The organism is Fodinibius sp. GM108 (genome assembly GCF_058386985.1).
This window is the reverse complement of sequence record NZ_JBYEIR010000001.1, coordinates 536,061-551,785: the sequence shown is the minus strand read 5'-3', so window position 1 is coordinate 551,785 and position 15,725 is coordinate 536,061. Positions and strand designations below refer to the sequence as shown.

The window sequence follows — 15,725 nt, the reverse complement described above, 5'->3', positions numbered from 1 at the left end:
TTAAAAGCTTCAAAAGAACGTTGCTTACAGATGCTTATCCCGAAGGCTTCCGGGACAGCACGACATAAGTGGTTTTGCAAAAACCTATGAAAAGATGAACATGAGGAGAAATTGGCAAGAAATCTCACTACTCATGACTCACTACTCAATACTATTACCCCTCAATTAAACAAATAGAAGTCGATACCAACATTTGCCTGAAGGGCACGGGAATCAGCCTTAAACAGGCGGCTGCTTTCCCAGTCATATCCGACTTCCCCAAACAGTCCAACTGAGTTGGTAATCCGCAGAGCAAAACCGGCACGAGTACCTAAACGCACGCGAAAGCCCTCTCCGCCTTCTCTTGTATCAGCCAATTCACTAACGGCCAGATCTTTTCCCATAAGAGAATTCAACTGTATGTAAGGCTGAAAACGATCCGTCCTGAAGGGATACCCCCGCACTACGGGTCCGACACCCCAGCTGCCAACGCCGAAATCAGCATTTTCTCCATCCGTAAAAAAACTGGTTACTATCTGAAAGCCAACACCTAAACGCTGCGACATCGTGCGCACATTTCGGTAGACAACCTCCAGCTCAGAGCTGCCATCGGTGTTAAGGGTATCGTCGCCGAGATGGGAAAAATCACTCAACTGATGCATGTTCACGGTAAATCCGTGAATCCCAACATCGTTACGCAGAGATTTAAGTTGATTATTCTGCGAATCGGAGTTTTCTGACTGGGCAAAAACAGGCTGAATAAAGATGCCAGCCATAAGTAATAATATTAATAAGAAGCCTAAACTTTTGCAGAGTCCGTCAAATACCTTCTTAATCATTGTGCGTTGGTTATACGATAGGTTCGATTCAATCAAAGATTTAATGGCACTAAAATTGCTGAAATAATTATACAGTTACAACAACAGACGAAAACTAAAAATGTTGCAGAGACAAATATCAGCATAGGAGATCATTCTGCAAAAATTACCTTAATATTCTTTTAAGGGGCTGGATAAATGCCCCCAAAACTGATATACTATTTTTTACAGGATTAAATACCGTCCAGAGGTGTTATCTGTTTCACCTTCCAACAGTAAATTATGAGAGAAAAGATACCCTTCGCCGCGCTAGTTACAGCTCTGTTTTTGCTATTTCCGATTTTATTGATGGGACAGTCACCGGAGTATTTTCCTAATCGCCTGATCATAAAATATGAGTCGGAGCGTGAGCTCCAGCAAATTCACACTAAACAAGGTATCGATCCCAAAAACGCTGTACAGCAGATTCTTAGTCAAAATGGAGGTCGTGCGTCTCAGCCATTGATACCTGACCGGCTTCAACAAGCTATAAGACAGCGCAATTTACCATCCGCCGAGGATGTGCTGAGAATCCGCGAAGTTACCTTCAGTCAAAGAATTAATCCCGTCCGCCTGGCCGCCAAAATCAGCAGTATGCCCGGCGTAGCTTATGCTGAACCCAGGTATATTCGGCAAATGGATTTACGTCCAAATGACCCTCGAATTGAAAAGTACGTCCACGAACACAACTTTTTCGATGCCTGGGATATAAGCCAGGGCTCACTCGATATCGTAATAGCCATTGTAGACGGCGGCGTGGGCTATACAAACACTGATCTGGATGATAACCTTTGGGTTAATCAGGATGAAGTACCGGTGACTCTCCGGCCGCAGGTAGATGAGAATAATGACGGAGACATAACTTCCACAGAGATATATGACTATCTGCAGGATAACGGTGATGATTATAATGAGGACGGAACGATCGATTTGGATGATGCTCTTCATGAGAATTCCTCATTTATGGATGGAATCGACGGGGATAACAACAACTTTGCGGATGACCTTTTTGGATGGGATTTTTGGGATTCCGGCGGAATTGATAGTCCTGTTATGGCAGACAATAATCCCATGCATGACGCTACCGATCACGGAACACATGTTGCAGGTATCGCCGCCGCCGAAACAAACAATGATACCGCCATTGCCGGTGCCTCTTTCAACACCACATATATGCCCGTAAAAGCCGGCGGCACAACTGATGAATCAAATCTCATTGGATTTGGTTTTGAAGGAGTTTTATATGCTGCTCAAAACGGAGCTGATATTATTAACTGTAGCTGGAGTGGTCAGTCATCTTCACTGGCAGAAGAAGAAATAATAGATTTAGCGTTTGAAATGGGGGCACTTGTTGTCGCCTCGGCCGGAAACGAAAATAACGAACGGATAGATTTCCCCGCAGGCTACGACAAAGTATTATCAGTGGGATCGATAGAAACAAACGGCTTCCCTTCACTCTATTCCAACTACGGTTATCAATTGGATGTGTTAGCTACCGGAAGCGATATCCTGAGCATTTCCTACAATAATGAACTAGTTGTGAAAACAGGTACCTCAATGTCTGCCCCTGTTGTAAGTGGACTGGCAGCATTAATTAAAGATATCCATCCCGACTGGACGGCCGAACGCATTGGCATGCAAGTCAGGACTTCGTCATCTTCGCTAACTGTTGATTATCCTGATTTCTATGACAATAAACTCGGAGGTGGTTCAATTGACGCTTTTGAAGCTGTAAGCACAGATAATCCCGGACTAAAAATTATTTCGCACGATTTTGTTAATGAGGACGGAGAAAAACTTACAATCGGTCAGCCGGGAACTGTTCAGATAACGCTCACGAACTACGGAAATTCAGTGTCAAATGTTAACCTGCAGCTACAATCTCTTAGCGAAGCCGGAATTGAGCTTGAAAATCCTTCTCAGCAATTAGGATCTATGGCTACCGGTGATACGGTAGAACTTTCATTTGATCTTACCCTCACCGAAGATTTTGATCTCGAAGAAATCCCTACTTTACGTGTTGACTTTACCGATCAGTCACAGAATTATGAAGATTATAATGTTATACAGTACGATGATATACTTTATGATATTCTGGCTGTCAATAATGTTATAACATCTATTGGTTCGGACGGTACCATCGGATTTACAGATCCTCTTGCCAGCCGGGGCGGTGTGGGTTTTATCCCCCGAACACCTGATGGCAGCGGCGGATATGAGGAAGGGGACAACTTGCTCTTTGAAGGCGGACTGATGATAGAAATTAACGGTGAGATGTATGATGCGGTTCGGGAAGAGGATGGGGTCTCCCGAGATTTCATTCCCCAAGAATTGTTTTCCGTTACGTCTGAAGATGGCCAAGTTACCGGCCATACCCGCTTTATCACCGATGCCGATACCGGTAGACAAGCTGCTATTGACCTGCAGGCTTATGCCTTTGATCAGCCCGGGATTCGCAATGTTGTTTTCCTGGAATATACGATACAAAATCCCACGGAGTTCGTGATCATGGAAGATGTTTACGTTGGTCTCTTTAACGATTGGGATATCAGCAATACTCCATCAAATAACAGCGCCGATTATATTGAAGCTGACAGCTTGCTGTATCTCTCAGATGCAGCATCAGGCAGTAATCAACCAGTGGTCTCTGTAGCTCACCTGGGACCAATATCGAGTGCGCTGGCAATTGACAATGCGGCACAGAGCCGCGACTCGGTATTTTTTGGCATTTACGACGGTTTCACGGATGAGGAGAAGAAAGGGGCCCTTAAAGCCGGAACCGAGCGTACCAGTATCCAGAACACTGATGTTTCGGCTGTTACAGCCTCCGGTCCTTATACCATTGAACCTGGTGCCAGTGTCACCGTTGGTTTTGCGTATGCTTTTGGGGATGATATTGATCAGCTTCGCAGTCAAATTTCGGAAGCCCGGGGACGCAATCTTTTTTCTGTTTCACCAACAGGACGGGCATCCCCCGAAGAAGTACCTCCACAAACTACCTTATATCAAAACTATCCCAATCCATTCAACTCGAGTACCCAGCTGCGTATTGACTTGGAGCAAACTACGGAGGTAACACTCACCGTCTTTGATGTGTTGGGCAGAAAAGTAAGAATCCTGGCAGACAGAGAATTTGAGGCGGGTGCGCACTTTCTTCAATTTAATGCCGACCGGCTCAGCAGTGGCACCTACTTTATTCGCCTTGTTACGGATAACGGCGTTCAATCCATTCCTATTACGCTGATAAAATAGCTGCAAAGATCAATGAGTAGTTACATACTACTCAGCCATTCTACCCACGGATGAATCCGTGGGCTATGAACATTTTTTAAAAGCTCACTTTGAGTGAGCTTGAGTTTTTCTTTCTTAGCCTGATGATTCATCTTCAAGCATAGATTTTAAATTAGAGGGAGCGTTACAAAAACCATTAACTTGAACCTGTCATCGAGAGTCCCACGGGTTTGGGACGTGGCGATCCCCACACAGATGCAGATTGTTCTCCCGACCGCTGTCGGGATCTTCCGAAAACCTTCGGAACGCTCCATTCGAATGAACTAATGGTTATGCAAATCCCCCTTAGATCTATCTCTTCCAGCCCCTCTGCGTAACTCCGCGGTAAATTAAACTCTTAGTAATAGACACAGATTATTTTGTTTTATCCTCCTGATGAGCGTCGATATTCTGCTCAGAAACTTTTAGCCGCATCTCCCGGCGCTGTTCAGCCTGTTCATATCGTTTCTTTTCAAAATCAGTTTCCGGGGTTATTTGAGGGACCTCAATAGTTTCCCCATCGGCATTCAGGGCTACACAGGTATAGAACGATGTAGTGCACAAGCGGCGATTACCATCACGCAAATTCTCGACCCAAACTTCCATAGCCACTTCCATCGACGAGGTAAAGGTGCGGGTGACCTCCCCTTCAATTACCACAACTTCTCCCAGCTCAATAGGATTTTTAAATTCAATGCTGTCTGCCGCCACAGTAACCACATTTTGGTTGCAGTGCCGCCGCGCCGCAATGACCGAGCAGATATCCATCCACTGCATCAGGCGACCGCCCATTAGATTACCCAGTGGATTGGTATCGTTAGGCATCACCAGCTCATTCATCCGTACACGTGAAGCAGCTACTGTCTTTTCATTAGATTCCGGATTTACCGTAGGAGTCTCTTCAAATCTGTTACTCATAATGTTATTATCTGTGATAAATAATTTATGATAAACAATTTACCATATTCAGCAATACTTTGTTTCAGCAAAGCCAACGTAATGTTGATTCAGTATTTGATGAAATCGACTGCTCCGATTATACTTTGCTTCATGAATTAATTTTCAAAACTATGAAAACAAATCTTCGACACGTTCCCCGCTTTGCAGGACCTTTTTGGTGTTTTAACAGTCATGTTCATACTATTGGCCGATCGATAATCGGTGATACTACTCCACCGGCAGTAGAACGCAGAGAAATTGACACTCCGGATGATGATTTCCTGGAGCTCGACTGTGCTATTCAGGATGATTCTGAAGCGATAATTGCCTTATTCCACGGACTCGAAGGTTCCTCACGCCGATACTATATTATTGAAATTATGAAACGGCTAATCTCAAAAGGCTATTCTGTGGTCGCCGTAAATTTCCGCAGCTGCGGATTCAAGATGAACAATCAGCCGTGTTTCTATCACTCCGGAGAAACCGATGACTTTCGTACAGTCTTCAAGTGGATTGAAGATAATTATCCCGATCAAAAGATGGGGGCAGTCGGTTTTTCTCTCGGTGCTAATGCGCTGACAAAATATCTGGGAGAAGAAAAAGAGAACGCTCCTCTGGATACCGCCGTTGCAGTATCAGTACCTTACGATCTCCGGCTGGGTGCTATTTTACTATCCAATGGATTTCTCCGCGTGTATGATCAATACTTTTTACGAAGCCTTCGGAAGAAACTTAAAGAGAAGCGCAGATATTTTTCTGACCTTCCTGAATTTTCTGGCTCTACGATTTATGAATTTGATGATCAGGTAACAGCACCCATTCATGGTTTTGAGAATGCGGATGATTATTATATTAAATGTTCGGCAGGAAAATTTGTTCAGGATATTAAAACGCATACGCTGTTTATTCACAGCAGGGAGGATCCCCTTTGTCCGATCGAAGCAATGCCACTTGCCAAGATGAACAATAATAAATATACCGATTACATTATCACAGATGAGGGCGGACATGTTGGTTTCTGGAGCAAACCAAAAGGATGGATCGATTTTGTTATCGAAAATTATCTGAGCAGTAACATATAGTTTCCATTTTTGGAATTCTATGATCTGCTTTTTGTTTATACCTTTTGAAAATAAGTCTCACCACCAAAAAATATTACTAATCCAAACTTATGGTTATAATCGTTGGCGCCGGTCCCATTGGATTGGCAACTGCCATTGAACTTAAACGACGCAATATTCCCACTAAAATTATCGAACGCGGCTGCCTGGTCAACAGCATTTTTAATTATCCCAAAGATATGACCTTCTTCTCTACTTCGGAGCGGCTCGAAATCGGAGACGTGCCTTTCATTTCTCACGGCCCCAAACCCACGCGCCGTGAAGCGCTGGAATATTACCGACGCGCCGCCGAAAAATATGAACTGGATATCAATCTTTATGAAGAGGTTGAAACTATCACAGGCAGCGATGGATCTTTTACAATACAAACAGATAGAGACCAGTATGAAGCTTCCAAAATTGTTGTTGCTACCGGCTTCTATGATATTCCAAAAATGATGAATATTCCAGGCGAAGACCTGGATAAGGTACGTCATTATTATGATGAAGCCCATGCTTATGCCTGGCAAGATGTGTTAGTGATCGGCGGCGGAAATTCAGCCGTGGATGCTGCTCTGGAGACCTACAGGGCGAATGCAAACGTAACTTTAGCTGTTCGCGATTCGCAAATCAAGGATTCGGTCAAGTATTGGGTAAAACCTGATATCGAAAACCGGATTAAGAATGGAGAAATTACCGGGTATTTCAATACGGATGTCAAAGAAATTAAACAGGATGAAGTGGTGCTTGATACACCCGAAGGTGAAAAGATAATACCGAATGATTTTGTACTGGCAATGACCGGCTATAAGCCTAACTTTGAGCTAATGAAAAAGTTAGGAATTGACACGACAAAAGATGAAGATAAAATGCCGGTTTATAATGAGGACACATTGGAAACCAACCGAAAAGGGGTGTATGTAGCGGGTGTCGTTTGCGGAGGAATGGATACGAGCAAGTTATTCATCGAGAATACGCGCGTTCACGCAGAACATATTGCTAGCGATATTACAGCAAAAGTAACTGATTAGCGTGGCATTGAGGAAAAAGCACTGATTAGCTTCGACGCTAATTAGTGCAGATTTTCTATCAGTGTAATCTGATAAATCATATAAAAAAAGAGAGGGTAAGCAACCTACATCACGCCGCTACGACCTCCTACCGCTGCTACCTTCCGGTCCTGACGGAGTTCAGAGGGAGCTGGCTGCGTAGGGCCTACCCTCGAAGCGTAAAGATACGGCTTAAGAGGGGTTAATGGCAAACGGTATCAGCCAATTTTATCATTTTGATTTCATGACATAAACGCCGTTCCAGTCCTCTGAAGGAGGATTTTCTTTCATTACTTCGCAGCGATCAATGTAAACAAGTGAAGGATTTGTATGAATGAAAGAATCATCGTGCGGAGTAAAATATTCTAGCTCTGCTGATTCTTTAAACAGTGCAATTGCCCGATCCCATTCCCGCTGCTGATAAGCCTCAATACCCTGTTCAAACTTTTCTTTACAGGCAAGCTGGGAGTCAGTAATACGATCGCGCAGTCCCATAATTTCAAATACCTCTACCGGCTCGGTTTTCCCCTTTACGACAATGCGATCCAAATAACGAAATACGCAACGATCTCCGTACTGCTCGGCCTCTTCCTTAGTGCTTTTGGTCACCATAGTATAAACACCGAACTGTTTTGCTCCGCTTTCACAACGCGCAGCCAGGTTCACATTATCTCCCATCATCGTATAGTTAAAACGGCTTTCCGATCCCATATTACCGGTCACCATCGTACCGGTATTTATACCAATTCGATTTCGCATATTATGTACGATTTCAGGCCATTTTTCACCTTCGCTCCGCCACTTATCCCGGAGTTCAGAAAGTCGATACTGCATAAGTTGCGAAACTACACAAGCCTTGTAGGCATGATCTTCTTGTGGAACCGGAGCACCAAACAGTGCCACAATAGCATCTCCAATATATTTGTCCAGCGTACCGCCGTGCTCAGTTAAAATATTGGTCATATCAGATAGATACTCGTTGATCAATCCTACCAACTTTTTCGCAGGTAACTGTTCGGAAAAGGATGAGAACGACTCTATATCACTAAAAAAAGCTGTGATATAAACTTCGTCGCCGCCAAGTTCCGGCTCTTTGCCTTCCTCCACCATTTCATTAACCACATCCGGAGAGACATAAGATGAGAACAAGTTCCGGATACGCCTCTTTTCCCGTCGCTCAATTACGTATTCGTAACTTTGCGTGGTGATATAACCTACTGTCAGAGACATGAGCATTGCTACCACATCCAGTACATAATTATACTGAAGAAATTCATACAGAGTTAGACCGATCACTCCTACACTCAACAACAGATAAAACGCAAAACCCCAGATACCGGCAAAGCGGCGGGTCAGCAATACTACCAACGTAATTAATCCCAATAAAATAAATAGATTTATCCAGGGTGAAAGGTGATAAATATGTTTTGAAGAGAGAATCGTCTGAATAGCGTTGGCATGCATCTCAACACCCGGCATATTTCCCTCCCGAGCAAAAGGAGTAGAGTGCAGATCGTGAAGCTCGGGCATCGTTGCTCCCACCAATACTATTTTATCTTCAAATGCATCGGAGTGCTTAAGACCAAAATCTGGATCCGAAAATGTATTCATCTGAAATGAAGAATCTTCGGAAGCCAAAATAACCTCATCATCATCAATAACCGTTTCATAAGAATGTCTTGGAAAAGTGCCGGGACCTCCAAAATAATTAATCGACATCAGCCGATCGGTATATTTCGGAATCTCATACCGACCAAAGTTGAGATGGTTTCCATCCTTCGAAATCTCTGTTGTATCGACCCCTGAATATAACCTCAATAATTCCAAACCCATCGAATACAGCTGCTGATCATTATAGTCGATATCAAATATATACTTTCTGATGGATCCATCCGCATCTTTATAAGCTCGTACAAGCCCCGGCGAATGCGGACTTGCTTCCTGCAAAACACGATTAGGCTGCACCAGCATGGTGGCTGTAGATTGCGAACCACCGCCACGGTTCTGACCGCTTACCTGTATATCGGCTCCAAGAATTACATTTTCATATTTGCGAATAGCCTCAGCAAAAAGAGTATCGTTGGAGAGATCATAATTATCACGTTTATCAAATAATACATCGAACCCGATGGCTTTAGCTCCTGCTTCATTCAGATGTTCTATAAGTTTGGCATGAAGGTCAGTTGGCCAGGGATATTTATATGGAATTTCCTGGTCGGCCTGTTGGCTGATCGATACAATGACTACCGAGGTATCCTGAATAGGTTCAGGGCCTCTAATCTCAAAAAGCTGATCGTTAACATTTAGCTTTAACTGCTCAACCGGGGTTGAAAATGATAGAAGTATGGCAATAAAAAGGCTAAAAAGTACAAGTCCCGGTAGTACGAGATATGTTAGCCATGTTTTATCTTTTTTTGCCATACTCTAAAAATTAAAGATGTACCGGGCCTGCAAAAGATGGTCGTTAGGGAAGGTACGAGACGGAGAAATCGTATTTTGCACATTTGAATATCGGAAATTCAACAAGAAAGAGTGCTTTTCATCCAGGTCATAACGAGCTCCTGTACCGATGATAAATGAATTGCTTTCACTAATAGTGGTAGCATCATTATCAGTTGCGGGCTTGTAATAATCATCTTCCACATCCTGCGGTGTATCATTGTCATCAGTAATCAAGGTAGTAGTCTCGGTCCGGTTTTTTGTAACCGCAAGCGACATATCCAGGCTTAACTTATCCTCAAGCAAGAACAACTCACCGCCTATATTGGCACCCAAAATACGGATGTCATTAAGGCCATTGGTTGTTTCCGTATTATTGATATTAAATCCTACCCTTGACTGAAGAGGCAGATCCTGAAAATAATTTACTACCCGTAACGAAATGCTGTTGTTTTGAGAGTCTCCGTATGCAAAAACCTCATCACTGGTATTAAAAGTGGAAAAGTTGAGACTGGCATCGTGTGAAATTCCGAACATAGAAAATTCCTGTGAGACAGACGCAGTGAACTGATAGGTATCCGTGAACCTTGGGTTGGGAGTTACTAATGTGTCTCCATCTTGTATTGCTATATTTCGCACAGCAGCATTTTCATCCACCCCGCTGATATTCGCCACCAGTGGATTATTCAAAGCTATGTCATTATCCCGATTACGTTTCATGAAACCGATACTGACATTTGGCAACCCCTGACTAAGAGGATACCAACTTATATTGGTTCGATAAGTATTGGTAAAAGTCGTTGCCTCCTTTGTATCAGATACATTATCATGCAGACGCTCATAACCAAGGGTAAGATAAATACGATTTCCAAATAATTGGATGCGATCAGAAAGAGTAAAACCTGCAATATCTTTACGCACCGTTGTGTTAGCTAAAGAATTATATGCTGGCCCCACCCAGCGATATCGCAACTGTACATTATTATTCAAATATTGGAGTCCTAATTCAGACTGCGTCGCCAAAATACTGGTAGGAAAAAAAGCTTCGACATCACTTTCAGCTGACTCGGTATCAAAACGGATTGGCAGTGTTTCCATATTCTCGTTGATGATGATCAGCCATGAAAGACGATCCAGCATATCTTCTACATTCTGATCAATATCAAGTCCTAAATCTTCGGCAGCTTCCTGATTTAGTATTCCGTTGGAGATATCTTGATTTAGCAAACTTACAGCTGCATCAGCTTGTAGCTGAATTCTACTCCGATCAAAACGAGCTTCAAAATCGGTAGCAGCCACAAAGTTGCCTTTCGGAGCGGGATTTCCATTTACATTTAGCTGATCGGGATTGGACTGCAAATCCTGCATCTGCTCAGAATTTAACCCACTCACCAATGCAGGATTGGTTTCCATTAAGCCATTGAAACCGTCAATCAACCGGATAGATTCAGTATCATCCTCAACTTTCAGAAAATTCAATCCAAAATCGAAGTTATCACTTCGATTGGTGCCTAGGCGTCCACCAAAAATCTTGCGCTGGAAAGTGCCTCTGTCCCGCGGCTGAAGAGAATAGCTGTAAACCGGGTCCTGATTTCCGCCAATTGTTTGCTCTTCTACAATGATATCATCATATACATTATCTATACCACGACGGAGATTACCGTATATAAACTGCATATTCAATGCATCATCCCATAAATGCAATCCGGTATTTAGTCCTTGTATTCGTTGGCCGGCAATTGTAAATGTACTTAGGCTGGGATATACGTGACCGGCTTCAAGCTCCAGCCAATCCCCAATATATAAATTTGCTCCAAAACGATTCTGTGGCTGAAGCCGGGGATCTTCCTGTGTCGTCAAAAGTCCGTAGGCAGAGTAGGATATATCACCATTTCGTCCCGAAACACGAACATTTCCTCTTAAAGCGTCATTGGCAAGACCTCCCACCTGCTGGCTTCGGGCCGAAAGCTCAACATTTCCTTCCGGCATCCAGCTGCCTCTTTGATCCGCAGAAGACAAGCTTTGAGGTCGGGTACTGGGATCCAACACCGTAAACTGCCAGTCGACAATCGTTAAAGCAGTGTCAGGCTTCAGGATCTCAAATTGGACATTGTGCCTGCCATCCGGCAGGTCATCTGTTGAATAGGTATAGAAATAATCATCTGCATGTGCCTGATCCGTGACGTCTACACCATCTACCAACATTCTGAAGGAACTATTTGCTGTATCAATTTCAGCGGGATCATAAAATAAGGTAAGGGCAATAACCACATCCTGCTGAGCAACTGCACTCCCGGGATCAGGTGAAAGAATAGTATAATCAACGCCAGTTTCCTCCACTCGTTTCTCGCGCTCACTCTTTCGTTTATCAATAACTTCAATCCTGGCCGGGTCTGCATGAGCTTCATTAGTCGGATAGGTCAAAGTCTCACCATTTCTGAGCTGTACCTGCAGATAATATTCTACACCGGTTGTTTGCCTGTCCTCAACGGCAAGCGATATATTAAAGGTGGAAGACATCAGGCTGGCCTCTTTTTGGCTATAGGCTTTCTCACCCTCCGAACGATAGAATAAATATGCTTCCTCAACATCCTTTGCATCTATCCCGGGTACTTTAAAAGAAAGATCAAACGAAGTATTTCGTTCTACAAATGCCGGTTTTTGATGCTGCACCTGGAAAGGAGAGATTACCTCCGCGGCGGCAGTAGTGTAAATTAAAAGAGTGCCAATTATTAATATGAGCAAGTTTCTCTTATCCATCTCTGTACCCCATAAAGATCATTATCCATCGAACAGTCTACCTATCAATTTTCATAAACCTTTATTTCTATTACCTGTACTTCCCCGTTTTCATCAATAAATTGCAACTCGTAGATTTCGGGTTCAACATTTTCACTCATCTCCTCATATTCACGGTCTTTTTCTTCAATCTCTTCATCTGTGAGCTCTCCGGTTTCAATTGTTCCGTCATCATTCACCTGACCGTAAGTTCGATCGGTAAGTGTAACCGATTCTCCTGTTCTGCTCACCAGAATTTCCACTTCTCCTTCTTTAACCCAGTAGTAATCATCAAAGGATGCGCCGAATTCAGTGCCCTTAACAGAAGCAACAGAAGTGTTTGTGGCCACTTCAAAATTATCTTGTCCCTGCTCCGAGACATTCAGAAAAATCTCTCCAAGTTCCAAACCAATCCGTGTGCTTGTATTTTGCTTATCCTCGATTTCCCCTTCCACAATCAAGCGCGAATCAGGTTTTACCTTTGCCAGGCTCTTGTCCATAAACTGAACCAGAGCAAATCCGTTTTGGTTAGTTCGAAGAGTATCTCCCGAATACAAAGGATTACCCCGCTCTTTAACATCCTGCAACTGACCTTGATTTTGCACTTCTACCGATGGTTTGAACTTTTGAACAAAAGCCAACGGACGATCTCTATCATAATCGAGTTGAGCAGCTGCCACAATAAAACTAACAGCTAAAATAGGTAACAGATATTTTTTTGTTGTAGTCATAAGATCATTACTCTTCTATAACTATTGATACATCCCCTTGCTCGGCCCTGCGCCCGAGTTCCAGCAGTTTTTGGAGTGCCTCTCCGCCACGAAAAGTTTGTCCGTCAATCACTATCGACTCAAAGGAGAGATCATCACCAATCTGTTCAAGTTGACTCCCCAGCACTAGTCGAAGTGCTTTTTCCACTTCCCTATTCTGTTGGGCAGTTCTTCCCTCCCGGGTATCTGCAATCGAAAAACTCCATATCTCAGATTCCCGATTTTGCACACCACGGCTTGTTTCCCGCTGGTTAATAACCCGCCAGTAATATACTTTCCCTGGCTCTAACTCCTGTACTCCCGAATTTGGGTACTGGTAGCTGGATCGATCCACAATAACATCCAACATTTCATAATCAAGCAAAGAACCGCTTGATGAACCACCCCTGACAGGGTCAGTACTGGCGGCCCCTTCCATCAGAGATTGGGGACTATCGTTTTCTCTTGCCTCTACGACTATCAGCCTGTAGCTAGCATTATTGGCCCCCTGCCACTGGAAATTAGGATAGGTATTAGAGATCACAGCATCAGCTCCCACAACATCGCCTGGTGACAGCAGGTAAAAATCATAGATTTCTTCAACAATATTTGCCCCCAATTCTGCACTTGTAGATGCTTTTAATTCACCACCAACTGATCCCTGATAAATTTCAATGGTAACTTTGTACTGATCGGCCGGTAAAGAAGTTGATCCACGCAGTTTATTCACAAACTCTTTACCTTCTTGCGTAAAATTGCCGTCGAACTGAATGATTTCCTCAACTCCAGGTAATCCATTCCCCATATTATTATTAGTAGCCTGCACCCGCTGACCCGGCCGCAGATTAAAGGGACGACCATCCACCTGCTTGATATCCGCAATACGACCGACCTTCTCCGATTCGACTATAATTCGAAAATATAAGTCATTTGCATATTCATCAGTATTTCTGTTCTGGAGATATAATTGGAAAAGGCGGGGACCCTGACCGTTGTTGGCGATCAGCGACTGAATATCGATAGATTGCGAATTAATTAAAGCCTCCTCAAGCTCTACGTCCAGAGAAAGTTGAGCCTGCGCAGAATCCGTTCCTATGCACATGAGACATGCTGAAGCAAAAAGGATAATCCCTGTTTTTTGAAACCAACCCATGGTTACCTATTTAATTCCTGTTTTTAACACTTAACCCCTCGTCCCCTGACGTAATAAATTTTATAAAAACAGCTGGAACATGTACAACTGTTTCTGGTAATAAATACTGTTATCCAAAAAATGTGGATTATCTTGAGAAATGCAAAAACAAAATGTGGAGCTACGGGGACTTGAACCCCGGACCTCTTGCATGCCATGCAAGCGCTCTAGCCAACTGAGCTATAGCCCCATTCGACGAGCCTTAATATATATAACTTTTTTCGGAAATTACACCATTTTTGTAGCAATGGAGTTTATTTTGTTTTTGACTATATTTGATAACATATTGTAGCCGAGAAAATTAAAATGGTTTAATAATCTTTAGGAATATTCTATCTTTAAATCTACTACATCTAACTCCTAACTTATATTCAGTAACACGATGATAAACACTAAATCAATACTCCTTCTCTCTTCTGTGTTTTTGGGGATGGCACTCCTTTCGGGATGTGCTGGTTCCGAAGAACTTCGCGATCCTTCCGAACGTACTCTCGAATATCTTCAGTCACTAGATGAAGAAACCCTTCGTTCTCTAGATACTGACGATGACGGCCTAAATGACTGGGAGGAAATGAATGAATATGATACTGATCCTCTTAGCGCCGACAGCGACGACGATGGTCTGACGGATGGCGAAGAAGTTAATGAATACGATACCGATCCGAACAATCCCGACACTGATGGTGATGGACTAAACGACGGCGAAGAAGTCAATTCATACAACACCGATCCCAATGAAGCCGACACTGATGGCGACGGACTCGAAGATGGCGAAGAAGTAAACGAGTATCGCACAGATCCAAATGCTGTTGACTCTGACGACGATGGCTTAAATGACTATGACGAAGTCATGGAGCACAACACAGATCCGAATAATGCGGATACCGATGGAGATGGCTTTACCGATAGCCAGGAACTGGAAATGGAAACGGATCCCAATGACAACACTGATCCGGCATTCCTGCGAGAAGGTGATCTCGGAACTGTTCATTTTGACTTTGATAAATCCAATATTGATGAAGCAGCGGCTCGAATCCTGAACGAGAATGTTCAGAAGCTGATGGATTCTCCGAAGTTCCGTGTTCGAATTGATGCCTTTACTGATCACGTTGGTGGAGATCAATACAACCTGCGCCTGAGTAAGCGCCGTGCCGAAGCGGTTACACAATTCTACATCGAAAATGGAATTAGTGGAAACCGTATTGAATCGCGCGGCTTAGGCAAAGCTCCACAGCCTTGCATGGATCAAACCGAAGAACAAGGTTGTCGCGAAAACCGACGTGCAGAATCACATCCGCTCAATCCTTTCCAATATGAGCCGAGTAACTAAGATTCTGTAAATATTATTAGCACAAAAGGCGACTCTCATTCGG

The 15,725-nt window shown here is 43.5% G+C and carries 10 protein-coding genes, 1 tRNA gene and 1 other RNA gene; 4 read left to right on the top strand and 8 right to left on the bottom strand.

Annotation, left to right across the window (positions count from 1 at the left end; genetic code table 11):
- Window positions 1–161 precede the first annotated feature (161 nt).
- Window positions 162–818, bottom strand: coding sequence for a hypothetical protein (locus ACT3ID_RS02435; protein ID WP_491540385.1), 657 nt, complete (start codon window positions 816–818; stop codon window positions 162–164).
- Window positions 819–1,079: 261 nt separating this feature from the next.
- Here ACT3ID_RS02435 and ACT3ID_RS02430 point away from each other — a divergent pair, with 261 nt between their 5' ends.
- Complete coding sequence (locus tag ACT3ID_RS02430; RefSeq protein WP_491540384.1) at window positions 1,080–4,088, top strand: S8 family peptidase; 3,009 nt, start codon at window positions 1,080–1,082, stop codon at window positions 4,086–4,088.
- Window positions 4,089–4,481: 393 nt separating this feature from the next.
- Here the strand turns inward: ACT3ID_RS02430 and ACT3ID_RS02425 are convergent, their stop codons facing one another.
- Window positions 4,482–5,024 carry an acyl-CoA thioesterase gene (locus ACT3ID_RS02425; RefSeq protein ID WP_491540383.1) on the bottom strand — a complete coding sequence of 181 codons (543 nt, stop codon included), beginning with the start codon at window positions 5,022–5,024 and terminating at the stop codon, window positions 4,482–4,484.
- A 152-nt stretch (window positions 5,025–5,176) separates the two neighbouring features.
- Between ACT3ID_RS02425 and ACT3ID_RS02420 the strand changes: the two genes are divergently transcribed.
- Window positions 5,177–6,127, top strand: coding sequence for a YheT family hydrolase (locus tag ACT3ID_RS02420; protein ID WP_491540382.1), 951 nt, complete (start codon window positions 5,177–5,179; stop codon window positions 6,125–6,127).
- An 89-nt stretch (window positions 6,128–6,216) separates the two neighbouring features.
- Window positions 6,217–7,176, top strand: coding sequence for a YpdA family putative bacillithiol disulfide reductase (locus ACT3ID_RS02415; protein WP_491540381.1), 960 nt, complete (start codon window positions 6,217–6,219; stop codon window positions 7,174–7,176).
- Window positions 7,177–7,266: 90 nt separating this feature from the next.
- On the opposite strand, the gene ffs is transcribed toward ACT3ID_RS02415, so the two are convergent.
- The 6 genes from ffs to ACT3ID_RS02385 form a co-directional block, all read right to left on the bottom strand.
- Window positions 7,267–7,366, bottom strand: an RNA gene (gene ffs / locus ACT3ID_RS02410) — signal recognition particle sRNA small type.
- A 59-nt stretch (window positions 7,367–7,425) separates the two neighbouring features.
- A complete protein-coding gene (locus ACT3ID_RS02405) occupies window positions 7,426–9,615 on the bottom strand; it encodes a CHASE2 domain-containing protein (RefSeq protein WP_491540380.1) in 2,190 nt (729 codons plus the stop codon).
- Window positions 9,616–9,618: 3 nt separating this feature from the next.
- A complete protein-coding gene (locus tag ACT3ID_RS02400) occupies window positions 9,619–12,393 on the bottom strand; it encodes a hypothetical protein (RefSeq protein ID WP_491540379.1) in 2,775 nt (924 codons plus the stop codon).
- A gap of 44 nt (window positions 12,394–12,437) precedes the next feature.
- Window positions 12,438–13,142: a FecR family protein gene (locus ACT3ID_RS02395; RefSeq protein ID WP_491540378.1), complete on the bottom strand. Its 705-nt coding sequence runs from the start codon at window positions 13,140–13,142 to the stop codon at window positions 12,438–12,440.
- A gap of 7 nt (window positions 13,143–13,149) precedes the next feature.
- Entirely contained in the window at window positions 13,150–14,313 is a 1,164-nt protein-coding gene (locus tag ACT3ID_RS02390) for a hypothetical protein (protein ID WP_491540377.1), read from the bottom strand.
- Between the two features lie 155 nt (window positions 14,314–14,468).
- A tRNA-Ala gene (locus ACT3ID_RS02385) sits at window positions 14,469–14,542 on the bottom strand.
- A gap of 192 nt (window positions 14,543–14,734) precedes the next feature.
- On the opposite strand from ACT3ID_RS02385, the gene ACT3ID_RS02380 reads away from it, so the two are divergent.
- Window positions 14,735–15,682, top strand: a complete 948-nt coding sequence (locus ACT3ID_RS02380) for an OmpA family protein (protein ID WP_491540376.1) — start codon at window positions 14,735–14,737, stop codon at window positions 15,680–15,682.
- Window positions 15,683–15,725: the final 43 nt, after the last annotated feature.

Excerpts from the sequence above, each read along its gene's own strand:
- ACT3ID_RS02425 (WP_491540383.1), bottom strand. The coding sequence starts at position 5,024 with ATGAGTAACAGATTTGAAGAGACTCCTACGGTAAATCCGGAATCTAAT.
- ACT3ID_RS02420 (WP_491540382.1), top strand. The coding sequence starts at position 5,177 with ATGAAAACAAATCTTCGACACGTTCCCCGCTTTGCAGGACCTTTTTGG.
- ACT3ID_RS02395 (WP_491540378.1), bottom strand. The coding sequence starts at position 13,142 with ATGACTACAACAAAAAAATATCTGTTACCTATTTTAGCTGTTAGTTTT.
- ACT3ID_RS02380 (WP_491540376.1), top strand. The coding sequence starts at position 14,735 with ATGATAAACACTAAATCAATACTCCTTCTCTCTTCTGTGTTTTTGGGG.
- ACT3ID_RS02430 (WP_491540384.1), top strand. The coding sequence starts at position 1,080 with ATGAGAGAAAAGATACCCTTCGCCGCGCTAGTTACAGCTCTGTTTTTG.
- ACT3ID_RS02390 (WP_491540377.1), bottom strand. The coding sequence starts at position 14,313 with ATGGGTTGGTTTCAAAAAACAGGGATTATCCTTTTTGCTTCAGCATGT.
- ACT3ID_RS02405 (WP_491540380.1), bottom strand. The coding sequence starts at position 9,615 with ATGGCAAAAAAAGATAAAACATGGCTAACATATCTCGTACTACCGGGA.
- ACT3ID_RS02415 (WP_491540381.1), top strand. The coding sequence starts at position 6,217 with ATGGTTATAATCGTTGGCGCCGGTCCCATTGGATTGGCAACTGCCATT.
- ACT3ID_RS02400 (WP_491540379.1), bottom strand. The coding sequence starts at position 12,393 with ATGGATAAGAGAAACTTGCTCATATTAATAATTGGCACTCTTTTAATT.
- ACT3ID_RS02435 (WP_491540385.1), bottom strand. The coding sequence starts at position 818 with ATGATTAAGAAGGTATTTGACGGACTCTGCAAAAGTTTAGGCTTCTTA.